This window comes from Nocardia yamanashiensis, assembly GCF_021183565.1.
Taxonomy (GTDB): domain Bacteria; phylum Actinomycetota; class Actinomycetes; order Mycobacteriales; family Mycobacteriaceae; genus Nocardia; species Nocardia yamanashiensis.
On sequence record NZ_CP089226.1, the window covers coordinates 4,904,564 to 4,926,580 of the forward strand.

Here is a 22,017-nt window from a genome sequence, read left to right on the forward strand (position 1 = left end):
CAGTCAACCACCAAGCAGTGCAAGATCGCTGGACTTTCGCTGCAAATACGGGGAAATCAGGGGCGAAATCGGGCGATGCTCCGCGCTTGTCCGCATTGCGAATTACAGTGGTAGACATGCGTTTCGGGCTGGATTACGCGGCAGGTCGACCCAGTGCGAGCGCCATCCGGGCCGCCGGCTACGACTTCGTGGTGCGCTACCTGTCCTCGGGCGGCCCCACCCTTCCCGGCAAACTACTCACACCGGACGAAGCGGACGATCTTCGCGCACACGGCATTTCGATCGTGTCCAACTGGGAGACCACCGCCGCGCGCATGCTCGACGGGTACGGCGCGGGAGTCACCGACGCGCGCGCCGGGCTGGCGCAGGTGCTGCGCTGCGGCGGGCGGCGCGACCGGCCCATCTACTTCTCCGCGGACTTCGACGCCACCCCGCAGCAGCAGGAGCCCATCAATGCCTACCTGGACGGCGCGGCCAGCGTGCTGGGGCGGGCGAATGTCGGTATCTACGGCGGCTATTGGCCGTTGAGCCGGGCCCTGGACGCGGGCACCGCCAGCTGGGGCTGGCAGACCATCGCCTGGTCGGGCGGCAATGTGGACCCGCGGATCAGCATCTTCCAGACCGGTGAACAGGTTTATGTGGGCGGCGTCGAATGCGACGTGAACACCAGCGACCGTGCCGATTTCGGCCAATGGGATTTCGTGCAGGAGGAACCCGAGTTGACACCCGAACAAGACGAGATGCTGCGCGATGTGCAGATCCAGTTGCGCGGGCCGGGACTGGCCGGCTGGCCGCAACTGGGACAGGACGAACAGGGCCGGAACCGGACCGTGGTGGACGGGCTGGCGGCGGCGCTGCAGCAGATCGACGAATTACGCACGGAGATCAGTGAACTTGAGGCGACCACCGCGGAGCTGAAGGATGAGGTGGAACGGCTGGGCGGGCATCACTGGCCGTGGCCCTTCTCGCTGATCGAGGGACCGGCGACGGTGGTGGCCGAACAGCTGGCCAAGCTGGAGCAGGCGCTGCCGGACCTACCCTTGCCCGGGTGGGGGGCGAGCCCGAACGGAAACGGGAAAGAATCCGAACAAAAGGGACAAACGCCGGAAGCTGCCGGTCGTATTGCCGCTTCCGACAGTTGATTCGACGGCCGGGAAACCGGCCCGAAAGTGGCGATGAGCGGGTTCTCCGATACTCAGGAGAACCCGCCCTCGCCGACGAGAATACCGCCGGTAGAACACGAATTCACAACTTTGAGGGGACTTTTTCGCGCCTGCAACACAAACCGGACATCCGCGATACAACCGCAACACGTCGCGCAGATCCCTGGTGACACAGGGATATTGCCACTATCGTCGGCCTGGTCCGATCTTGTGCTCTACGAAGGAGGCCCGATGGCCGTCAACGTTGTGCTCGACAAGGCTCTCGACAAGGCTTACGAAACCAAGTCCCTGCAGGACATTCTCGCCGCTCCCCCGTCCGCCCTCGCCGGGCTGACCGAGAAGCACGACGCCCAGTCGCTCGAGGCGCTCGGCATCAAGACCATCGCCGATCTGGGCAAGAACAAGTACTTCCGGCTCGCCGCGACGCTGGCGGATCTGGCGGCCAAGGAGGGTTAACGCCCCCGGCTGCACCCCGTGCGAGAAGGGGGTTCGGGGTTTCATCCCCGGACCCCCTTTTCCGTGCCGGGCACCTGCTCAGAGCTTGTCCAGATCGATCAGACCGCGCTCGACCGCCCGCGCCAGCTTGCGCGGGACCTGATGGACCACGCCGTTCACCTTGACGGGGATCAAGTCCACGGGGGCCGCCTTCCACTGGGAACGGCGACTGTGGGTATTCGAGCGGGACATCCGCCGCTTCGGAACCGCCATTGTCAGTTCTCCTTTCCGGTGGCCGAATTTCGCATGCGCTTACCGTAGCGGCGTTCGAACTTCTCCACGCGACCGGCGGTATCGAGCACGCGCTGGTTGCCCGTCCAGAACGGGTGGGAATCGGACGTGACATCCACGACCAGGAGCGGATAGGTATTCCCGTCCTCCCACTCCACCGTGCGCATCGACACCGCGGTGGACCGGGTCAGGAAACGCTTCCCGGTACTGACATCTTCGAACACCACCGGGTGGTAATCGGGATGGATTCCTTGTTTCATCACATCACCTTTCGTTATTGCGAGACGTGCCTTCGCCGCTGACCGGCGTGGATTTCGTACTGTCACAAGGCTCTTCGTGCTGGTCGCCGAACGGGTCCTGCCATAGCGCGACGCGTTCGGGCGCGAACCGCACCTGCCGCAACTCGTCCTCGTCGACCAGCGCCCAGTGCAGGGCGTGCCGGATCTCGTCCGGATCGGCATCGGCGACCAGGATCACCAGCGAAGTGTGGCGGTCGCCGAAGTGCTCGTGCCAGCGCAAAGAGGCCATCAGCTGCCGCTCCGGATCGACCTCGGCGAGCTCCTCGGAACTCATTGCGGCCAGCCACTTTCCGGCCCCGCCGACCCGCAGCCCACCGCCGGCCGACTCCAGCCAGACCACCTCCGCGGGCTGGGTCGCCAGCCAGACCCGTCCGCGCGCACTGACCACGCCGTCGAGCAGCACGTCGATGGCCGAATGCAGCCGGTCGGGATGGAACGGCCGGTCGGTCTCGAATTCCACCAGTGTCACACCGGAATCCGATTCCAGCGGCGGCTGGCCGCGCAGCAGCGGCGCGTGCGGATCGAAGGGCGCGCCCCGGCGCGAGGACTCCGGGATCAAGCGCAGCAGCCGGCCGAGATCCTCGGCATCGAGGGCATCGGGCGTGGTGACGAACGCGGTCGGCGCCTGCGGCACCAGCCGGGCCAGCACCGCGCAGGTGCGCAACCGGTCGCCCAGCTCCGCGCCGCCGTCGAAAACCACCAGCGCATCGGCGAATTCGGCCTGGCCGACGGCCAGCTGGGCGATGGTGCGCTCATCCTCGGCGGTGGCGTGCCCGCGCTCGGCGAGGGTCTCGTCACCGGTGGCGTCGGCCAGCCAGTCGCGGGCGTCGAGGCAGGTGAGCACCGCCTCGACGCGCACGCTGCGCCCGGCCGGGCCGTCCACCCGGCCCACCACCCCGGACACCACCACATCGGTGATGGCCTGGCACACCGCTTCCGCCTCGAAGGCCGGATCCAGGGCGAGCACGATGCGCCGCACCGAATCCCGTTCCGCCAGCAGGCACAGGTAGGGCAGCAGGTCGGCGCGCAAGGTGCAGGACACGCAGCCGTGCGCGAGTTCCAGCACGCTGACGGTCTCCCGGCCGTCAGCCGACACCGTCCGGCGCACCACGCCTTCGCGCAGTTCGGACAGATCGTGACGGACCACGACGGTGCCGGGTTCGGCGCCGAGCAGGCGCGCGGCCCGGTCCACGCCGTCGGCGGCGCGGCCCGGGAGTCCGGCCAGCAGCACGACGGGCGTGCGGCGGTCGCGCTCGGGTTCTGGCGTGGGTCGGATGGCCACCGGGACCCCTTTCGACAACGATTTTCATTTACCGGTTGCCGAGGGTACCTTGGAATACATTCGTTGTCGAAAACGATTGTCATCTACAGGAACGACCGGAAGGAAGTGCCCATGTCGGCGATCTGCCAGGTCACCGGCCGGAAGCCGGGATTCGGCAAGTCCGTGTCGCACTCGCACAAGCGAACCAACCGGCGCTGGGACCCCAATATCCAGCGCAAGACCTACTACCTGCCCAGCGAGGGTCGGCGCATCACGCTGAACGTCTCAGCCAAGGGCATCAAGACCATCGACCGCGACGGCATCGAAGCGGTCGTGGCTCGGCTGCGGGCGCGCGGCGAGAAGATCTGAGAAAGGACCACTTAGATGGCGTCGAAGTCGACCGATATCCGTCCGGTCATCAAGCTCAAGTCCACCGCCGGGACCGGGTACACCTATGTGACGCGCAAGAACCGGCGCAATGATCCCGACCGGATGGTGCTCAAGAAGTACGACCCGGTCGTCCGCAAGCACGTCGACTTCCGCGAGGACCGCTGACGTGGCCAAGAAGTCGAAGATCGCGAAAAACGAAGAGCGCAAACTGATCGTGGCGCGCTATGCCGCGCGGCGGGCCGAGCTCAAGGAAATCATCCGCAAGCCCACCTCCACCCCGGAGGAGCAGGCCGCCGCGCAGTCCGCCCTGGCCAAGCTGCCGCGCGATGCCAGTCCGGTACGATTGCGCAATCGGGACGCCGCGGACGGACGCCCGCGTGGTCATCTCCGGAAGTTCGGTCTCTCGCGAGTGCGCGTGCGTGAGATGGCTCACCGCGGAGAGCTGCCCGGTGTGCACAAATCGAGCTGGTAAGCATCCACGATCTCGTGAGTAAGGAACCGCTGACATGGCAGTGAAGCGAGCACCGTCGAAGAAGGTCCGCGCCGAGCAGGCCCGCCGGCCCAAGAAGAACCCCCTGATCGCCGCCGGCGTCGAAACCGTCGACTACAAGGACGTGAACCTGCTCCGCACGTTCATCTCCGACCGCGGCAAGATCCGTTCGCGCCGCGTGACCGGCCTGACCCCGCAGCAGCAGCGCCAGGTCGCCGTCGCCGTGAAGAACGCCCGTGAAATGGCGTTGCTCCCCTTCACCAGCCGGTAGGCCGGCGATGCTTCCCCTCCGGGGATGAAAAGCCAAGGGCCCCCGATGCTTACGCATCGGGGGCCCTATTCGCAGGGGGAGAGACTCGGGGGCTCCGCCCCTGAAACCCCGAGGCGGGAGCGGCATCCCTCCGAAAATGCGAGTCCCCCGAGTGCGTCAGCACTCGGGGGACTTCGTTTTTCATCCCGCGGTTGACGCGTTTACGGGATGGTCAGGACCTGGCCCGGGTTGATGAGATCCGGGTTGTCGATGCCGGAGGCGTTGGCGATCTCCTGGTAGCGGTTGCCGTCGCCGTAGAAGCGCTCGGCGATGGCCCACAGGGTGTCGCCGGGCTCGACGGTGTAGGTCTGCGCGGCCGGGGGCGGCGGCGGGACATCCTCGACCGCGGCGGCCTCGGTGTGGATCTCCTCGACCGGAGCCGGGAGCGGGTTGTCGGTGTTGGTGCCCGAGCTCCACAGCGCCGAACCGTCGGTGCCGTACAGCACGACATTGCGGTCGGGCTGGACGACCAGGCGGTCGGCCGACTTGCCGTTGGTCTCGGTGGACCAGGCGGCGCCGTCGGACTTGTAAACGACGAAGTTGCCGTCGTCCTGCAGGGTGGCGCGTTCGACGCCCTGACCATTGGTGCCCGCGGCCCAGACGACGTTGCCGTCAGGCTCCGACAGCACCAGGTTGCCGTCCTCTTGCAGAGTGAGGGAGTAAGCGCCGCCCTTGAGCGACTCTCCCAGTTTGAGTTCTTCGCCGGCCTTCAACGAGTCGCCCACGGTGCGTCCTTTCCGGAGGGGGATCAAGCAGATAAGTCGATGGCACTGAACTGCATTCGCACATCTGTCACAAAATTACCAACGAACGACCGGTCACCGCAGGGATACGCGCCGCGTGAATCAAAGTTTTGACAGCGTGTCGCTAGATGTTCGCCACATCCTCATCTCCAGCGCTCGAAACCGGCTGTACGGTGTCGGCGAGCTAGGGTGTTCGCCATGTACGGGACTCGCGGACGCCGCAAGATCGCTATCGCCGTCGCCCTGCCGCTGCTGCTGGCCGCCGCGGCCTGCGGCGGGTCGGATTCCGATGGCGGGCAATCGAATACCAGCTCCCCCACCACCACCGTGGCCCCCGCCCCGACCGAGGCCCCGGCCGGGCAGCTGGGCCGGATGTTCACCGCCGACCCGACCATCGTGAAACCGCACGCCATGGCGTTCGACAGCTGGACCCGGATTGCCCCGGACAAGATCGCGGTGAACTTCCAGACCGGGATTCCGGAGTGTTACGGGGTCGACGCCACCACCACGGAAACCGACAAAACGGTCAAAGTCGAACTGCGCGGCGGGACCAAAGCCGATGCGGTCGGCAAGATGTGCACCATGAACGTCGTCTTCGGCAGCCTGGAGATCCAGCTGAAGTCGCCGCTCGGCGACCGGCAGGTCGTCAGCGCGCAGTAGGAGTTCACGCGTACACGCAACAGCCCGGCGGGATCCAGGATCCCACCGGGCTGCGAACTTCCTTGCGCTACAAGCGCTTACGACTCAGTGCGCGAAGTGCCGCGCCCCGGTCAGGTACATGGTGACACCGGCCGCCTTGCACAGCTCGATGGTCTCGTTGTCCCGCATCGACCCGCCCGGCTGCACGATGGCGCGCACACCCGCGTCGATCAGGATCTGCGGACCGTCGGAGAACGGGAAGAACGCGTCGGACGCGGCCACCGCGCCTCGCGCGCGCTCACCGGCGCGATCCACCGCCAGCTTGCAGGAATCGACCCGGTTCACCTGCCCCATGCCGATACCGACGGCGGCGCCGTCGTCGGCCAGCAGAATCGCGTTCGACTTCACGGCACGGCAAGCGCGCCAGGCGAATTCGAGATCCGCCAGAGTCTGCGCATCGGCCGGTTCGCCGGTGGCGAGGGTCCAGTTGGCCGCGCTGTCGCCCTCGGCGTCGAGGATGTCGCGGTCCTGCAGCAGCACGCCGCCGCTGACCGGACGCAGCTCCGGGCCCTTGCGGGTGGCGGGCTCGGCGATCAGCACGCGCACGTTCTTCTTGCGCTGCAACACTTCCACCGCACCGTCGGCGTAGGACGGGGCCACGATGACCTCGGTGAAGATCTCGGCGACCTGCTCGGCCATCTCGATCGAGACCTCGCGGTTGGCCGCGATCACGCCGCCGAACGCCGACACCGGATCGGTGGCGTGCGCCTTGCGGTGCGCCTCGGCGATATCCGCGCCGACCGCGATGCCACAGGGATTCGCGTGCTTGATGACCGCGACGGCCGGGCCGTCGAAGTCGTAGGCGGCGCGCCAGGCGGCATCGGCGTCGGTGTAGTTGTTGTACGACATCTCCTTGCCGTGCAGCTGCTTCGCCTGCGCGAGACCGGCCGGGCCGCCCTCGTTGGTGTACAGCGCGGCGGCCTGATGCGGGTTCTCGCCGTACCGCAGCACCGCGTCCCGATTCCAGGTCGCGCCGATCCACTCCGGGAAGCGCTGCGCGGCAGCGGTTTCCACGCCTTCCGCGGCCTCGGCGGCCGGGACGGCGACGCTGGTCATCCAGCTGGCGACGGCCACATCGTAGGTGGCGGTGTGCTGGAAAGCCTTGGCGGCCAAGGCGGTCCGCTCGGCGAAGGTGAAACCGCCGGACTTGACCGACTCGATCACGCTGTCGTAGTCGCCGGTGGAAACGACCACGGCCACCGACGGGTGGTTCTTGGCGGCGGCGCGCACCATGGACGGGCCGCCGATATCGATCTGCTCGACCGATTCGTCGATGCTCGCGCCCGAGGCGACGGTCTGGGTGAACGGGTACAGGTTCACCACGACGAGCTGGAAGGCCTCCACGCCGAGCTCGACCAGCTGGTCGACGTGCTCGGACTTGCGGGTGTCGGCCAGGATGCCGGCGTGCACGCGCGGGTGCAGGGTCTTGACCCGGCCGTCCAGGGTCTCCGGAAAACCGGTCAGGTCTTCCACTTTGGTGACCGGGATGCCGGCGTCGGCGATCTTGCCGGCGGTCGAACCGGTCGAGACCAGCTCCACGCCCGCATTGTGCAGACCGGTGGCCAGTTCGATCAGACCGGTCTTGTCGTAAACACTTACGAGGGCCCGCTTGATCGGCTTGCGTTCACTCACCGGAGAACTCGCTCATCTGGGATAACTGCCTTTCGTCCATCGGAGACAATGCCTCGGATCGCGACGGCGGCGACGGTCTCCGCCAGCAACCGCCGCTCCACGACCTTGATGCGTTCGTGCAGGGTCGATTCGTCGTCATCCGGCAGTACGGTGACCGCCTCCTGCGCCAGAATCGGGCCGGTGTCGACACCGGCATCGACCAGATGCACGGTGGAACCGGTGACCCGCACGCCGTACGCGAGCGCGTCCCGCACCCCGTGCGCGCCCGGGAAAGCCGGCAGCAGCGCGGGGTGGGTATTGATGATGCGACCGCCGAAGCGATCCAGGAAAACCGGGCCCAGGATCTTCATGAATCCCGCCGAAACCACCAGGTCGGGGGCATAGCTCGAAACCGCCTCGGCAAGCGCCCAATCCCATTCCGCACGGCCGTCGTAATCGCTCAGCGCGGTCTTGAAATGCGGGATCCCGAACTCTGCGGCATGCTGGGTCGCGGCGCACTCCCGATCCACCCCGACGGCGACCACTCGCGCCGGATAGTCGGATTCCTGGGTCGCGGCAAGCAGCGAACGCAGCAGTGAACCGGTGCCGGAAGCCAGCACCACGACGGACGCGGGCGCGGTCGGCGGCAGCAGCTGGGCGGGCGTGGACGTCAGCGCACTACTCCCTGTGTGTCGGAGCGGAAAACAAGCAGCCGGGGGGCGAGGCCGCCGTCTAGAGCCTAGCCGGGCCGCCTTCCGCGATCGTCAGCGGCCAGCCGGGGCGCCGATGCGGCTGAATTCCATACCGCGAGCGACCTCCCTCGCCGACCCGCGAGCGCCCAACATCGGGTGAGGCGCACGGGAACAGCGAGGGGATGAGACCGGAGCGATCAGTTGTCGCGGTCGGCGCCTTCCACGACTTCGGCATCGAGGATGTCGGAGTCCTGATCCGGGTCGTATCCGCTCGCGGTCGCTACGGGCTCGTCGTCATCGTCGAGGAGTTCGCCGTCGAGTTCGATCGTGCCGGAACGTTTCGCGGCGTCGTAGTCGTCGTCGTAATCGTCTCGATCGTCGTAATCCGCGGCCGGGGCGGCGTCGTCATCGTCGTAGTCGTCGTCTTCGTAGTCGTCGTCGGCGTATTCGTCATCCGCGTACTCGTACTCGTCGTCGTAGCTGTCGTCGTAGTCGTCGTACGCGTCATCGGTGTCGTCGTAGGCGTCTTCGGCAGGTACGGCGCGGGTGGATTTGCGGCCGAGCAGGCCGAGGGCGCCGCCCGCGGCGGGGAGCAGGAACCAGCGGCCGCCGAGCATGCCGATGTAGCCGGCGACGGCCAGCCAGACGAAGGCCGCGGCGGTGGTGAGCAGGACGTCGGGGCCGATCCAGCCGAAGGTGCCGAGGTCGCCGCCCGCCATCACACCCAGTGCGGCGAGGAGGACGGCCGCGACGCCGGACGCGGTCAGGGTCGCCCAGGGGGCGGTGGGCCGATCATCGCTCGCACGAGCGCAATCCAGGCCGGTCAGGACGCCGACGGCGGCGGGCACGATGAGCAGCGCCAGCCACCAGATCGCGACCGGGCCGGAGGGAACGGCGGCGACCAGGGGGACGGCGGGCACGGGGGCGCCGTCGATGGCGAAGAGGCTGAGCGAGCCGGAACCGATGTGGACCTGGCCGCCGGCCAGGACGCTGATCGCGTCGATCAGGACATTGGGCAGGTAGGCCAGGGACAGCAGGATCAGGCCGATGACGCCGACGAAGTTGCCGGACGCGTGGAAGGTGTCGCCGATGCGCGACCAGTGCGCGAGGAACGAGACCACGGTGAGCACCCCGGCGGCGGCCAGCAGCCGGCCGATCGCGCGGACGCCCGCCTGCGCGCCGGGAATCACCCAGCGCGGCAAGGGCATCGGCAGCAGATAGGTGAATTCGCGCCAGTGCCGGGAGCCGATGCCCGCCACCGCGGCCGCCAGGTGCAGGGCGATCACCCAGGCGAAGGCGGACAGCGTATCGGGGGCTTGCAGCGGTGTGACCCCGGAGGCGTCGTCGGCCACCGCCAGGCAGACCGCGGTGATCAGCAGCGGGCCGCCCACCGCCGCGCCCGCGATCCAGCCCAGATCCGTACGCGTGCAATCCGGTTCGGCGGCGCGGGCGCAATCCCGCGCCACCAGCCACAGGATGAATCCGGTCGGCACCAGCGGCCACAATCCGATGGCGGTCTTGCCGATCACCAGCGGAACCTGGTGCACCGCAAGCCAGCTCGCCGCGATCGCCCCCGAGGCGCCCGTCATGGCGCTGCCCGCCGCGAACAGCGTCCCGAACACCAGCACCACGATCACCAGCAGCGTCACCGCCGAGGCCCGCGCCGCCACGAACATCAGCACCCGGGCCCGATCCGGCGTCAACGACCCGAACCCGCCCCCGCTCGCCCGCACCGGCTCGCGCGGCCGATCACGCGCATCGCTGTCGCTCAGGCGAACCAGGGACGTTCTGGAGGAGCTCATGGAAAACCAGCGTGGCAGCATCTCACAAACGAAAGGGTCAGGCGCGCCGCACCGGAAGGCGTTCCGCACGGCATCACAGCGGATCGGTCAGTCGAGCGAACCGCCCGGTCCGCTCCCCCATCCGAGCGTATAGGCAACCGCCCCGGCAACGGGCCGTAGAACCCGATCGCGTGCGATACGCGCCGTCACCGACGCAGCTCCAGCGCCTCCGTCCAGACAGCACAGGCGTACCGGCATCGAGCCGATCCTCGCCTGCCCAGCCGGCTCGTTCCGAAAGGGCGGCCGCGGTCGGCGGGATATCGGTGGATGGCTCGAGGCCGGTATGCGAACGGCCCCGGGATATCCCGGGGCCGTTCGCATTTGCGCGATCTCGCGCGACCCGCTACCTGGTGCGCGGCGGACGGGCTAGTTGTTGTCCGTACCCGAACCGGATTGTGGCGCGGAGGTATCCGGCGGCGTGGGCGGAGCGTAGGGCGAGGACTGGTCGGGCGCGGCGGGTGCGCCGTAGCCCGGTTGGCCGCCGTAGCCGGGCTGGCCGCCATAACCCGGTTGACCGCCATAGCCGGGCGGGGGCTGGCCGAAGTCGTGGCCGGGCTGCGGATGAGCGCCGCTGTGGCCGTGCGGCTGCGGGGCGTAAGGCTGTGGCGGCGGCGCGGATTCGCCGAATTGCGGGGGCTGGCCGAAGGGCTGCGGGTGCGAGCCCGACTGGCCGTAGCCCGGTTGCGCGTGCGGACCCGACTGCCCGAAACCTGGTTGCGATTGCGGGCCCGACTGGCCGAAACCGGGCTGGGACTGCGGGCCGGTCCAGCCGAAGGGCTGGGGCTGGGCCGGAGTGTAAGGCGCTTGGCCGTAACTGGGCGCGCCGTATGCCTGCGGGGCGAAGGTCTTGGCGGGCGACTTGATGATGCCCAGTTCGAACAGCAGCACGACCACCGCGAGCACCGCTTGCACGAAGAGCAGGAAGATCAGCAGCCAGCCGCCCCACTTCATTTCGGTGTCGTCGTCCAGGGACTTCAGCACGTAGCAGAGGAAGCCGAGGAACCCGACCACGGTGAGCACGGCGACCGGTGCGGCCCATTTCTGTTGCGGCAGTATCGACAACGCCGCCAGCAGGCCCGCCGCCAGCGCCAGCCCGAGCAGCGCCGCGCCGCCCGGGGTATCGAGCAGATAGAAGTTGTAGCCGCCGGTGGCGATTCGGCCCCCGATGTCGTACGGCTTGCTCGCCAGATACGGCGCGAAGCCGAGCCCGAAGGCGATGAGCCCGAGGACCGCGACACCGAGGTTCAGCCCGAACGCCGGTCCGCGACCCCCGGCCGGCGGGGCGCCGAGACCGGGCCCCGCCTGCGGAGGAGTGATGCCATACCCGGTTCCCGGAACCGGTGGAGGTGAGCCTGGAACCTGGTACGACATCGGAGCTCCTTACGCGAGTAGGGAATTACTTGTCGTCCTGCCCGGGGCGGAAAGCGCGGGTGGCATCCGCGGCCGGATCGGAGTTCTGCTCGCCGCCGAACGGCTGCGCCGGCCGCTGCTGCGCGCCGAAATGCTGCGTGGCCTCGGCGCTGCCGGGTTGCGGCTGCTGGCCGTAGGACTGGCCGCCCTGGCCGTAACCACCCGGCTGCTGCTGGCCGTAACCGGGCTGCTGGCCGTAGGTCGGCTGCGAACCGGTGCCGTATCCGGCCGACGGCTGCTGCTGCCCGTACGGCTGCTGCTGCCCGAAACCGCCGGGCTGCTGCTGGCCGTAACCGGCCTGACCACCCGGCTGCGGGGCCTGGCCGAAGGACGGCGCCTGGCCCGGCTGCTGCCCGAAGGCGCCCTGCTGGCCGAAGCCCTGCTGCTGGTAGCCCTGCGGACCGGTCTGGCTGAACGGCTGGCCGTAACCACCCTGCGGCGCGGCCGGTTTCGGCGCGGGCGGCTTGACGATGCCCAGCTCGAACAGCAGCGCCACCACCGCCGCCGCGGCGGTGAAGAAGGCGAAGGCCACCAGAACCCAACCGCCACCGGCCAATTCGACATAGCCGGGCAGCGAGAAGGCCTGGAACAGCACGACCAGGAAACCGGTCACCGCGGCGGCGGCCGAGAGCGCGGTGTAGCGCTGCTTGGTCAGCAGCGACAGGCCTGCGATGAGGCTGGCCAGCAGCAGCAGGGCCAGCGGCGTGGTGCCGCCCTGCGAGAACAGGCTGGCACTGAAATCGATGTCGTCGAGGTTCTTCTTCTGCTTGACGAACGGCAGCAGACCCAACAGGAAGGTGATCACGCCCAGCGCGGCCACACCGATGGTCAGGAAGAACGGCAGGCCCTTGCCGGTGTCAGCCGACCCGGTAGCCGCGGTGGAAGCGCTGCTCGCCGGAGGCTGGCCGTAGCCGGAACCTGTGGGCGGCGTCGGCTGGGGCGCGTTGTATCCCGAGCCCCCGGTCGGGTATGACATGTCGTCGTCTCCTATCGAGTCGTTCACGAACCTCCATCGACGCTACTGCACTCGACGCCGCAGGTCACCACCAACCGCCCGCGCGCCGAGCGGCTCGAATGCGCCGAACATCACGGTTTGAACACCGTGCGACACGCCCACTTGATCGTGCGCCACAACGGATTCCGCACACCCGGTTCCGGGAACGAGAAAGGCCGCCTGCCGAAAACAACAGGCGGCCTTGAGCTTTCGGCCGAACAGCACCGAGCAGGCTTGGGCTGCGCGGCGGGGCACGATCCTCGCGCCGCTACCTCGCCCTGTGCACCGCTGCCGTCAGGCAGCGGTGCACGAAACCATCAAGCGCTGATGGAAGCCTTCTCCAGGATCTCGCGAGCGAGGGCGGCGGTCTCGGACGGGGTCTTGCCGACCTTCACGCCCGCGGCCTCCAGGGCCTCCTTCTTGCCCTGCGCGGTGCCCGCACCGTCGGAGACGATGGCGCCGGCGTGGCCCATGGTCTTGCCCTCGGGCGCGGTGAAGCCCGCCACGTAGCCGACGACCGGCTTGGTGACATTGGCCTTGATGTAGGCCGCGGCCCGCTCCTCGGCGTCGCCGCCGATCTCGCCGATCATGACGATGAGCTTGGTCTCGGGGTCCTTCTCGAACGCCTCGATGGCATCGATGTGGGTGGTGCCGATGACCGGGTCGCCGCCGATGCCGATGGCGGTGGAGAAACCGAAGTCCCGCAGCTCGAACATCATCTGGTAGGTCAGGGTGCCCGACTTGGAGACCAGGCCGATCGGGCCCTTGCCGGTGATGCTGGCCGGGGTGATGCCGACCAGCGACTCGCCCGGGGTGATGATGCCGGGGCAGTTCGGGCCGATGATGCGGGTCTTCTGACCCTTCTCCACGTTGTAGGCCCAGGCGTAGGCGGTGTCCTGCACCGGGATGCCCTCGGTGATGACCACGAGCAGCGGGATCTCCGCGTCGATGGCCTCGATGATGGCGTCCTTGGAGAAGGCCGGCGGCACGAAGGCGATCGAGGTGTCGGCCCCGGTCTTCTCCATGGCCTCGGCGACCGAAGCGAACACCGGCAGCTCGACGGTGTTGCCGTCCTTGTCGGTGTGGGTGACGGTGGTGCCCGCCTTGCGCGCGTTGACGCCGCCGACCACATTGGTGCCGGCCTTCAGCATCAGCGCGGTGTGCTTGGTGCCCTCGCCGCCGGTGATGCCCTGGACGATGACCTTGTTGTCCTTGTTCAGGAAGATAGACATGTTGGTTCGTGTCCTTTACTTGGCCGCGGCCAGTTCGGCGGCCTTGTCGGCGCCTTCGTCCATGGTCTGGGCGAGAGTCACCAGCGGGTGGTTGAAGTCGGCGAGGATCTTGCGGCCCTCTTCGACCTTGTTGCCGTCCAAGCGGACGACCAGCGGCTTGGAGGCCGCCTCGCCCAGGGTCTCGAGCGCGCCGACGATGCCGTTCGCGACCGCGTCACAGGCGGTGATGCCGCCGAAGACGTTCACGAACACGGACTTGACCTGGGAGTCGCCCAGGATGACATCCAGGCCGGCGGCCATGACGGCGGCCGAGGCGCCGCCACCGATGTCGAGGAAGTTGGCCGGCTTGACGCCGTTGTGGTTCTCGCCCGCGTAGGCGACCACGTCGAGGGTCGACATGACCAGACCCGCGCCGTTGCCGATGATGCCGACCTCGCCGTCGAGCTTGACGTAGTTGAGGTCGTTCTCCTTGGCCTTGAGCTCGAGCGGATCGGTGGCGTCGATGTCCGCGAACTCGAGGTGGTCGGGGTGACGGAACTCGGCGTTCTCGTCCAGGGTCACCTTGCCGTCGAGGGCCAGGATCTCGTCGTTGGGGGTGCGCACCAGCGGGTTGACCTCGACCAGGGTCGCGTCTTCCTTGATGAAGACTTCCCACAGCTTCTGGATGGTGACCGCCGCGGCATCCAGGATGTCGGCCGGCAGGTGGCCCTGCTCGGCAATGCTGCGGGCGAAGGCCAGGTCCACGCCCTTGACGGCGTCGACCGGAACCTTGGCCAGGCGGTCGGGCTTGGTGGCCGCGACCTCTTCGATCTCCATGCCGCCCTCGACCGAGCACATGGCCAGGTAGGTGCGGTTGGAACGATCGAGCAGGAAGGAGATGTAGTACTCCGCCGCGATGTCCTTGGCCTCGGCGACCAGGACCTTCTTGGTGATGTGGCCCTTGATGTCCAGGCCCAGGATGTTGGACGCGTGGGTGAAGGCGTCGTCCGGGGTGGCGGCGTACTTCACGCCACCGGCCTTGCCGCGGCCACCGACTTTGACCTGCGACTTGATCATCACAGGCTTGCCGATTTCTTCCGCGATGGCACGGGCGTCCTCGGCCGAGTCCGTGACGCGGCCCTCCGACGAAGGCACTCCGTGCTTCACGAAGAGTTCCTTCGCCTGATATTCGAAGAGATCCATGTACTCACCGTCTCGTCTGCGTTGTTGTGACAACGTCTTGGTTGGCGGCCCGTCGTCTGGCCGTAGCGACTGCTTGCAGGTCGCTCGAAAAGGTCAGCCGGGTCAGGGTCGGACTCTAATCAGTCACATGGAGCCGAAATCAGCCGCATACAGCCTAAGTGGCGCAGGTCACGGTACTGTCTCCGCTGCTGGTAGAGACCGCGTTTTTGCTACTCGCGAGTAGCTTGTTGACCACGCGCCAGGTAGGACACACGAATCCCGGAGAGTGATACGGGGTACTACGGTTTGTAGTGGAACCGGCTCACTTGGTTACCCGGAGCACAGTGCGGAAATTCGTGCGCGCAAGGTGATGAATGTCACAGCAGCGTGTCGAACCGGGTCCATCGCTTGCTGACCCGCAATCGTTTCGTTACCGTCGATGCGGTCGATGTCACAACCCGGTCACGACAGGAGGACGGCAGGCTTGACGCAGCACAGCGCTCCGCAGGTGAAGAGCAGCTCCGCAGGCGCACCGCCGGCCTCACCGCTCTACTCGGGACAGATCGCATGAACGACGATTCCTTTCCCTCGCCCAATCGCGCCAAACACGGGCACCGTTATCGCGAGGATTCCGAGAACTACGGCGGGGCAACGCATTTCGGGGCTTCCGTGAATCACGGGCAGGGCACCGTGCATCAGTGGGACGCCCGCTCCTGGTCCGCTCCGGCCGATTCCGGCTGGGCCGCCGACGCCGATTGGCAGCAGCAGTCCGACTGGCAGGCGGGGCAATCCGACTACCAGGCCGCCCAGTCCGGCTGGGATGCGCAGGGGCAGTGGGACAACGCCGCCGCCGAATGGGACAACTCGGGCGCCGCGGCCGCCGCCGAGACCGGTTGGGACGATTCGCAGTCCGACTGGCAGGCCACCGAGACCTTCGCCGCGCCGACCGCCAATGGCTGGGCCGCGCCGAACCCGAACGCCTGGGCCTCCCAATCGCGTTCCAACTGGGACCCTTCCGCGGATCCCAGCCCCTCCGGCGATTACCGGCCGGTCTACAGCTTCCGCACCGCCTCCGGGGAAGAGCTCCGGTTCTCCGGTGACGGCGCGCGTCTCGATCACAGCGAGCCGGAAGCGGATGCCGACGAGGCCGCGCCGCGTTCCGGTGGCCGCCGCCGTGCCGCCGGTGGCGCGCACCGCCTGCCCGCTCCCCCGACCGCGCTCAAGGGCCGTGCCGCGGTGGTCGCCGTGGCCGCCGGTGCGGTGGTCGCGGCCGGGCACACCGGACTCGAATCCGCCGCATCGCCTTCCGACACCGTCGAATTCCAGGCCGCCGCGCAGGTCAAGGAGATCGCCTCGGCGGAGACCATCGGTCTCACCGAGAACGCTCCGGCCGGCGCGCCCCAGGTGCTGAATGTCGGCGCGCCCGTGGACCTCAACCAGTTCAACGACATTCTGCGCAAGGGTCAGCAGTACGCCGCCGACCTGGCCGCGCAGGAGGCCGCCAAGCTGCGCCCGCTGTTCATGAAGTTCACCAGCGGCAACTACACCTCCGGGTACGGCATCCGCTGGGGCGTACAGCATCTCGGCGTCGACGTCGCGGCCCCCATCGGCACCCCGATCTACGCGGTCGCCGACGGCACCGTCCTGGAAGCCGGCCCGGCCTCCGGCTTCGGCATGTGGGTCCGCCTCCTACACGACGACGGCACCGTCACGATCTACGGCCACATCGACACCGCCACCGTCTCCCAGGGCCAGCGCGTCATGGCGGGCGACCAGATCGCCACCGTAGGCAACCGCGGCTTCTCCACCGGCCCCCACTGCCACTTCGAAGTCTGGCTCAACGGCGTAGACAAGATCGACCCCCTCCCCTGGCTGGCCTCCCGAGGCATCTCCCTCGGCGTACAACGCGACTAGCCCCCTGAACACGAATTGCCCCGGACTCCAATGGAGCCCGGGGCAATTCGCATTGTGTGGAAAGAGAAAGGGCGGGCGCGCCGCAGAAGCGGCGCGCCCGCACAACACCATGGAGAGGGATGTCCGCGCGGGACACGATGCGGCTGGGTGTCGCAGGCGGTTCGGGTCAGCGGCGGGGGTCTACGCGGTCGACGGTGTCGCCGTAGATGCGAGGGGAAGTGTCGCAGCCGGTTACGAAGTCGTAGGGGAAGCCGGGTTCGAAGGGGGCGGCGGCTTCCAGGGTGGCGATGGCTTCGGCGGGCAGGGTCAGGGCGGCTGCGCCGAGACTTTCGGTGAGTTGGGCGGCGTTGCGGACGCCGATGATGGGGAGCACCGCGTGGGAGCGGTGGCGGGTCCAGGCGATCGCGACATGGGCTGGGGGGACGCCCAATTCGGCGGCCACCTTGTCGACGGCGGCCACGGCGGCTTGCTGGCGCGGGGTGCGCTGCGCGGGGTCGGTTCTGCTGCCGACACGACCCGAGAGGGTGCCCTGGGCCAGCGGAGCCCAGGTGGTCACGCTCATGCCGAAAGCCTCGGCCATGGGCAGCAATTCGCGCTCGATATCGCGCCACAACAGGTTGTACGGGACCTGGAGTCCGGCGAACGGAGTCTGATTGCGGTACTGCGCAAGGGTATTCGCCTGCGCGACCACCCACGACGGTGCGTCCGAGATGCCGATGTGCAGCACCTTGCCCGCCCGCACCACATCGTCGAGCGCCCGCATGGTCTCCTCGATATGCGTGTGCCGATCCCAGATGTGCACCCAGTACACGTCGATGTAGTCGGTTCGCAGCCGCCGCAGGCTCTGCTCGAGCGTCAGCACCAGGTTCTTGCGTTGATTCCCACCGGCATTCGGGTCCGCCGCATCCCGAGTCGGCGTGTACTTGGTCCCGATCACGAACCGGTCCCGATCCGTCAGCACCGACCCGAGCAGTTCCTCACTACGCCCGTACGACGCCGCGGTATCGATGAAATTCCCGCCCGCGTCCGCGAAAACACCCAGCACCCGCCGATATTCGTCGGCCTCGTCCAGCACCATGGTCCCCAGCACCAGCTCGGAAACCCGCAACCCGGTCCGGCCGAACAGTCGGTATCGCATCATGCCGCCAGTCTTTCGCCCACCGGCCCCATGAGGGAGACCGCGACAGGGCCACCCTCAGGACGGGGCGGTAGTTCTCACCCGCGAGGTTCCGGATCGGAACGCGGCGGTAGCACCGAATCCGCGTCGATGGGCGCACCGAAAACAAGTTCTCCGGCCGCGGCGGCGGCAGCGAGGTCCGCAGCCTCCGGATCTTCGCCGAGATGGTCATGCTGTGCGCTCACGATGTCTCCGTTCAGGATTCGCCGCGCTGTGCCTGGCGCTTGGCCCGCGCCATGCGCACCAGGTAGGCGGGGCTGGGCGGGATCCAGCCGAGTTGGGTGGCCTGGCCCATATCGTCGCGGTTGGCCCAGTGTTCGATGATCAAGCCGTCCTGGATTCGGAGCCAATGGGATTGGGTGACGGCGAAGGTTTTTCCGGTGGGCGGGAAGACCTGGTCGATCTTGCCGGATGCGTCGTACATGACGAAGGGGCCGGTGTGGCGGCCGTGCATGACGGTGTGCAGGGCTACGAGATCTCCGTCTACCACGGCGGTTTCGATGGTGTGGCGGAGTTCGGTGTAGGCGGCGCGTAACCACTGGGCGGTCGCGAAGTAGGCTTCGGGGCCTTTGCCTCGGCAGGCGGGCGGTTCCATCGAACCTTCGCGGTTCACCGCGTCCGGGTGGATCACGGTGTCGAATTCGGCGCGCTCGCCCACGGCCATGAGATGGATCGAGCGCTCGGCGAGCGCCTTACGCTCGTCCGCTGACAGGTCGGCCATGGGAACCCCCGGTGAGATGCGTTCGGATCGCTTTCACAGGGAGACTACGTTCCGAACGCCGTCCGGGTTCTGTCGAAAACCGGCCGGGCGCTCAGAGTTTGGCGAGGGGGGCGTGCTGGGGCATCAGGCGGATGGTGCCGGCGGTGCCGAAATCGATGGTGGCGGTGGTGAGGGCGCCGATGCCGTCGGTGGCTATGACGCGGCCGAGGCCGTACTTGTCGTGAGTGACGCGGTCGCCGACGGCCAGCACGATGTCGTTGTTGCGTTTGGCCGCACCGAAACCCGAGGGGGCGGGGCGGCGATCACCGCGGACACCCGGGCGGGGTTCGTTCCAGCTTTCGCCGCGGGTCCAGTCGCGTTCCAGGCCGTCGCCTTCGCCGCGGCGGCGGAAACCGCGTCCGCCGGACTGCGACGGGGTGGGCTCCAGACGGCGCCAGTCCATCAGGTGGCCCGGGATCTCCTGCAGGAAGCGGGATTCGGGGTTGGAGACGGGCTGGCCCCAGCCGGAGCGGATGACCGCGCGGGAGAGGTAGAGGCGTTTGCGGGCGCGGGTGATGCCGACGTAGGCGAGGCGGCGTTCCTCGGCCAGTTCGGTCGGGTCGCCGAGGGCGCGCATGTGCGGGAACTGCCCGTCCTCCCAGCCGGTCACGAAGACCACCGGGAATTCCAGGCCCTTGGCGGTGTGCAGGGTCATCATGGTGACCACGCCGGAGCCCTCTTCGGGGATCTGGTCGGCATCGGCCACCAGCGAGACGCGTTCCAGGAAGGCGGCGAGCGAGCCGGGGTCCGGTTCGCCTTCGGCGGCCTCGGGCAGGATGCCTTCCGCGCGCGCCGCCTCGACATTGTTGCGGGCCTCGGAGCTGAATTCGCGGGCGACGCTGACCAGTTCGTTGAGGTTGTCCAGCCGCGCCCCGTCCTGCGGGTCGTCGGAGGCCTCGAGTTCGGCGCGGTAACCGCTGCGGTCCAGCACGGCCTCGACCACATTGCCGACATCCGGGAAGTCGAGATCCTCCTGCACCCCGGCGGTGCGGATATCGGCCAGGATGTCGAGGAAGTTCGAAATGGCGCGCTGCGAGCGGGTATTGAGCAGCGCCACCTTGCCTTCGGCGGCATCGCGCAGCGCCTGGGCGAAGCCGATGCCGCGCTGTTCGGCGTGCACGGCCACGCAAGCTTCGGCGCGATCGCCGATGCCCCGGCGCGGGGTGTTGAGAATGCGGCGCAGGCTCACCGCGTCGTCCGGGTTCTCCAGCACGCGCAGATAGGCCACGATGTCGCGGACTTCCTTGCGCTCGTAGAACCGCACGCCGCCGACCACCTTGTAGGGCAACCCCATCCGGATGAAGATCTCTTCCAGGGCCCGGGAGTTGTTGTTGGTGCGGTAGAACACGGCCACGTCGGCGTAGTTGGCCTCGCCGGCATCGACCAGCCGGTCGATCTCACGAGCCACGAACGAGGCTTCGTCGTGCTCGTTGTCGGCCACGTAGCCGACGATCAGATCGCCGTCGCCCTGATCGGTCCACAGCTTCTTGTCGCGCCGGTTCTCATTGCGCGCGATGACCGCGTTGGCGGCGGTGAGGATGCGCTGGGTGGACCGGTAGTTCTGTTCCAGCAGAATCGTTTCCGAATCCGGGAAGTCTCGCTCGAACTCCTCGATATTGCGGATGGTCGCCCCGCGGAATGCGTAGATGGACTGGTCCGCGTCACCCACCACGCACAGCTCGGACGGCGGCACCCGGTCCTCGGAGTCCTTGGGCAGGTGGTACCCGACCAGTTCGCGCACCAGCACGTACTGCGCGTGGTTGGTGTCCTGGTACTCGTCGACCATGACGTGCCGGAACCGCCGCCGATAGTACTCGGCGACCTGCGGATGCTTCTGCAGCATGGCCACGGTCTCGCCGATCAGGTCGTCGAAGTCCAGGGCGTTGGCCGCGCGCAGCCGGCGCTGGTATTCGCCGTAGACCTTGGCGACCAGGCGCGGCAGTTCGGCTTCCTCGGTCTCGGCGTCGGCGGCGGCCTGGTCCGGGTCGATGAGCTCGTTCTTGAGATTGGAGATGGCGGTGGCGAGCAGCCGGGGCGTGTACTTCTTGGCGTCGATGTCGAAGTCGCGGCTGATCATGCCGAGCAGGCGGCGCGAGTCGTCGGCGTCGTAGATGGAGAAGTTGGTGTTCAGGCCCGGAATCAGCGCGGCCTGGGTTCGCAGAATTCGCACGCAGCTGGAGTGGAAGGTGGAGACCCACATACTCGCTGCTCGCGGCCCCACCAGCCCGGCCACGCGCTCGCGCATTTCGGCCGCGGCCTTGTTGGTGAAGGTGATTGCCAGAATTTCGCCAGGTCGGACATTCCGGGCGGCCAGCAGATAGGCGATGCGACGGGTCAGCACCGCGGTCTTACCCGAGCCGGCGCCTGCGACGATGAGAAGCGGAGACCCCGAATGCACCACCGCCGCGCGCTGTTGCGGGTTCAGCCCTTCGAGCAACTGCTCGGTCTTCTGCGCGTCTGCCACCGTCGTGTTCATCGTCCATCCACGTTACCGACGCGCACCGACAGCCGTCGCAGCGGATCGCACAGGTGTCCGAATAATGCCGGTCTGGCGAACATCGGGTGAACCTGAGCGGGGAAAATACTCAGGAGATTCACAAACGAACACTTTTTGGTTTGACCATCCCACGTGGCAGACTCGTCCTCGTGACCGGCACTCGTGGGGGCGATTCACTCGAGTGCTCATCCGGGGGGAGAATGAAAGACTCAACAGGTCTGTTTCTTGGTGAGGAACCGATCGGTAACGGGTCGGGACTACCGGCCGATCGATGTTCGGGACCACGAGGAGTGAAAGCATGAGCATCTCGACTACGGGACAAACCGAGCCTGCCACCGGGGCGGACGCCGCCCTGCCCTCCGAAGCGGAGATCGACACGCTTCGCAAGGAGATCGACAAGCTCGACGCCGAGATCCTGGCCGCCATCAAACGGCGGACCGAAGTCTCGCGCATCATCGGCCGCACGCGGATGGCCAATGGCGGCCCCAAGCTGGTGCATTCCCGCGAGATGAAGGTGCTCGAGCGCTTCAGCGAACTGGGCCAGGAGGGTCACACCCTCGCCATGCTGTTGCTGCGATTGGGTCGCGGCCGCCTCGGCCACTAACCCCCTAGAACCACGCGGTACCTACGTTGACGCGCGGGTACCC

The 22,017-nt window shown here is 67.7% G+C and carries 24 protein-coding genes; 9 read left to right on the top strand and 15 right to left on the bottom strand.

Annotation, left to right across the window (positions count from 1 at the left end; all coding sequences use genetic code 11):
- The first annotated feature begins 116 nt into the window (after positions 1 to 116).
- Together LTV02_RS23245 and LTV02_RS23250 are read left to right on the top strand one after the other, a co-directional pair.
- Positions 117 to 1,142, top strand: a complete 1,026-nt coding sequence (locus LTV02_RS23245) for a DUF1906 domain-containing protein (protein ID WP_233033781.1) — start codon at positions 117 to 119, stop codon at positions 1,140 to 1,142.
- 252 nt (positions 1,143 to 1,394) lie between these two features.
- Positions 1,395 to 1,619 (top strand): hypothetical protein, encoded by a 225-nt coding sequence (locus LTV02_RS23250; protein ID WP_233033782.1) that lies wholly within the window; start codon positions 1,395 to 1,397, stop codon positions 1,617 to 1,619.
- Between the two features lie 78 nt (positions 1,620 to 1,697).
- Here the strand turns inward: LTV02_RS23250 and rpmF are convergent, their stop codons facing one another.
- Genes rpmF through mrf form a run of 3 tightly spaced genes read right to left on the bottom strand, consistent with a single transcriptional unit; the run spans position 1,698 to position 3,470 of the window.
- On the bottom strand, positions 1,698 to 1,871 hold the full coding sequence (gene rpmF / locus LTV02_RS23255; RefSeq protein ID WP_233033784.1) for a 50S ribosomal protein L32: 174 nt from the start codon (positions 1,869 to 1,871) through the stop codon (positions 1,698 to 1,700).
- Between the two features lie 2 nt (positions 1,872 to 1,873).
- A complete protein-coding gene (locus LTV02_RS23260) occupies positions 1,874 to 2,149 on the bottom strand; it encodes a type B 50S ribosomal protein L31 (RefSeq protein WP_233033786.1) in 276 nt (91 codons plus the stop codon).
- A 4-nt stretch (positions 2,150 to 2,153) separates the two neighbouring features.
- A complete protein-coding gene (gene mrf / locus LTV02_RS23265) occupies positions 2,154 to 3,470 on the bottom strand; it encodes a ribosome hibernation factor-recruiting GTPase MRF (protein WP_233033788.1) in 1,317 nt (438 codons plus the stop codon).
- A 111-nt stretch (positions 3,471 to 3,581) separates the two neighbouring features.
- Here mrf and rpmB point away from each other — a divergent pair, with 111 nt between their 5' ends.
- The 4 genes from rpmB to rpsR are packed head-to-tail and all read left to right on the top strand — an operon-like array spanning position 3,582 to position 4,600.
- Entirely contained in the window at positions 3,582 to 3,818 is a 237-nt protein-coding gene (gene rpmB, locus LTV02_RS23270; RefSeq protein WP_067710394.1) for a 50S ribosomal protein L28, read from the top strand.
- Positions 3,819 to 3,833: 15 nt separating this feature from the next.
- Positions 3,834 to 4,004 (top strand): 50S ribosomal protein L33, encoded by a 171-nt coding sequence (rpmG, locus tag LTV02_RS23275; protein ID WP_067710392.1) that lies wholly within the window; start codon positions 3,834 to 3,836, stop codon positions 4,002 to 4,004.
- A gap of 1 nt (position 4,005) precedes the next feature.
- On the top strand, positions 4,006 to 4,311 hold the full coding sequence (rpsN, locus tag LTV02_RS23280) for a 30S ribosomal protein S14 (protein ID WP_233033790.1): 306 nt from the start codon (positions 4,006 to 4,008) through the stop codon (positions 4,309 to 4,311).
- Positions 4,312 to 4,345: 34 nt separating this feature from the next.
- Positions 4,346 to 4,600: a 30S ribosomal protein S18 gene (gene rpsR / locus LTV02_RS23285; protein WP_040695439.1), complete on the top strand. Its 255-nt coding sequence runs from the start codon at positions 4,346 to 4,348 to the stop codon at positions 4,598 to 4,600.
- A gap of 200 nt (positions 4,601 to 4,800) precedes the next feature.
- Here rpsR and LTV02_RS23290 read toward each other — a convergent pair whose 3' ends face one another.
- Positions 4,801 to 5,364: a LysM peptidoglycan-binding domain-containing protein gene (locus tag LTV02_RS23290; protein ID WP_067710388.1), complete on the bottom strand. Its 564-nt coding sequence runs from the start codon at positions 5,362 to 5,364 to the stop codon at positions 4,801 to 4,803.
- Positions 5,365 to 5,580: 216 nt separating this feature from the next.
- Between LTV02_RS23290 and LTV02_RS23295 the strand changes: the two genes are divergently transcribed.
- Positions 5,581 to 6,042, top strand: a complete 462-nt coding sequence (locus tag LTV02_RS23295; protein WP_233033792.1) for a hypothetical protein — start codon at positions 5,581 to 5,583, stop codon at positions 6,040 to 6,042.
- An 84-nt stretch (positions 6,043 to 6,126) separates the two neighbouring features.
- Here the strand turns inward: LTV02_RS23295 and purH are convergent, their stop codons facing one another.
- The 7 genes from purH to sucC form a co-directional block, all read right to left on the bottom strand.
- Positions 6,127 to 7,713, bottom strand: coding sequence for a bifunctional phosphoribosylaminoimidazolecarboxamide formyltransferase/IMP cyclohydrolase (purH, locus tag LTV02_RS23300; protein ID WP_233033794.1), 1,587 nt, complete (start codon positions 7,711 to 7,713; stop codon positions 6,127 to 6,129).
- The gene (purN, locus tag LTV02_RS23305) at positions 7,710 to 8,342 is read right to left on the bottom strand and encodes a phosphoribosylglycinamide formyltransferase (RefSeq protein WP_408639418.1); all 633 of its coding nucleotides are present in this window, start codon (positions 8,340 to 8,342) and stop codon (positions 7,710 to 7,712) included. The genes purH and purN overlap by 4 nt, the downstream gene beginning before the upstream one ends.
- Before the next feature lie 239 nt (positions 8,343 to 8,581).
- The gene (locus LTV02_RS23310) at positions 8,582 to 10,186 is read right to left on the bottom strand and encodes a cell division protein PerM (RefSeq protein WP_233033796.1); all 1,605 of its coding nucleotides are present in this window, start codon (positions 10,184 to 10,186) and stop codon (positions 8,582 to 8,584) included.
- A gap of 405 nt (positions 10,187 to 10,591) precedes the next feature.
- A complete protein-coding gene (locus LTV02_RS23315; RefSeq protein ID WP_233033804.1) occupies positions 10,592 to 11,596 on the bottom strand; it encodes a DUF5336 domain-containing protein in 1,005 nt (334 codons plus the stop codon).
- Between the two features lie 25 nt (positions 11,597 to 11,621).
- On the bottom strand, positions 11,622 to 12,611 hold the full coding sequence (locus LTV02_RS23320; RefSeq protein ID WP_233033806.1) for a DUF5336 domain-containing protein: 990 nt from the start codon (positions 12,609 to 12,611) through the stop codon (positions 11,622 to 11,624).
- Positions 12,612 to 12,946: 335 nt separating this feature from the next.
- Positions 12,947 to 13,861 (bottom strand): succinate--CoA ligase subunit alpha, encoded by a 915-nt coding sequence (gene sucD, locus LTV02_RS23325; protein WP_067710376.1) that lies wholly within the window; start codon positions 13,859 to 13,861, stop codon positions 12,947 to 12,949.
- A 15-nt stretch (positions 13,862 to 13,876) separates the two neighbouring features.
- On the bottom strand, positions 13,877 to 15,043 hold the full coding sequence (sucC, locus tag LTV02_RS23330; protein WP_233033808.1) for an ADP-forming succinate--CoA ligase subunit beta: 1,167 nt from the start codon (positions 15,041 to 15,043) through the stop codon (positions 13,877 to 13,879).
- Positions 15,044 to 15,589: 546 nt separating this feature from the next.
- Here sucC and LTV02_RS39510 point away from each other — a divergent pair.
- Positions 15,590 to 16,936, top strand: coding sequence for a M23 family metallopeptidase (locus LTV02_RS39510; protein ID WP_332909531.1), 1,347 nt, complete (start codon positions 15,590 to 15,592; stop codon positions 16,934 to 16,936).
- A 166-nt stretch (positions 16,937 to 17,102) separates the two neighbouring features.
- Here LTV02_RS39510 and LTV02_RS23340 read toward each other — a convergent pair whose 3' ends face one another.
- The 4 genes from LTV02_RS23340 to pcrA form a co-directional block, all read right to left on the bottom strand.
- Positions 17,103 to 18,077, bottom strand: coding sequence for an aldo/keto reductase (locus LTV02_RS23340; RefSeq protein ID WP_233033810.1), 975 nt, complete (start codon positions 18,075 to 18,077; stop codon positions 17,103 to 17,105).
- A 74-nt stretch (positions 18,078 to 18,151) separates the two neighbouring features.
- Positions 18,152 to 18,298, bottom strand: a complete 147-nt coding sequence (locus LTV02_RS23345) for a hypothetical protein (RefSeq protein ID WP_233033812.1) — start codon at positions 18,296 to 18,298, stop codon at positions 18,152 to 18,154.
- Positions 18,299 to 18,309: 11 nt separating this feature from the next.
- The gene (locus LTV02_RS23350) at positions 18,310 to 18,834 is read right to left on the bottom strand and encodes an ester cyclase (protein ID WP_233033814.1); all 525 of its coding nucleotides are present in this window, start codon (positions 18,832 to 18,834) and stop codon (positions 18,310 to 18,312) included.
- Positions 18,835 to 18,925: 91 nt separating this feature from the next.
- Complete coding sequence (pcrA, locus tag LTV02_RS23355; RefSeq protein WP_067710368.1) at positions 18,926 to 21,349, bottom strand: DNA helicase PcrA; 2,424 nt, start codon at positions 21,347 to 21,349, stop codon at positions 18,926 to 18,928.
- A 319-nt stretch (positions 21,350 to 21,668) separates the two neighbouring features.
- Between pcrA and LTV02_RS23360 the strand changes: the two genes are divergently transcribed.
- Positions 21,669 to 21,974 (top strand): chorismate mutase, encoded by a 306-nt coding sequence (locus tag LTV02_RS23360; RefSeq protein ID WP_067710366.1) that lies wholly within the window; start codon positions 21,669 to 21,671, stop codon positions 21,972 to 21,974.
- Positions 21,975 to 22,017 lie beyond the last annotated feature (43 nt).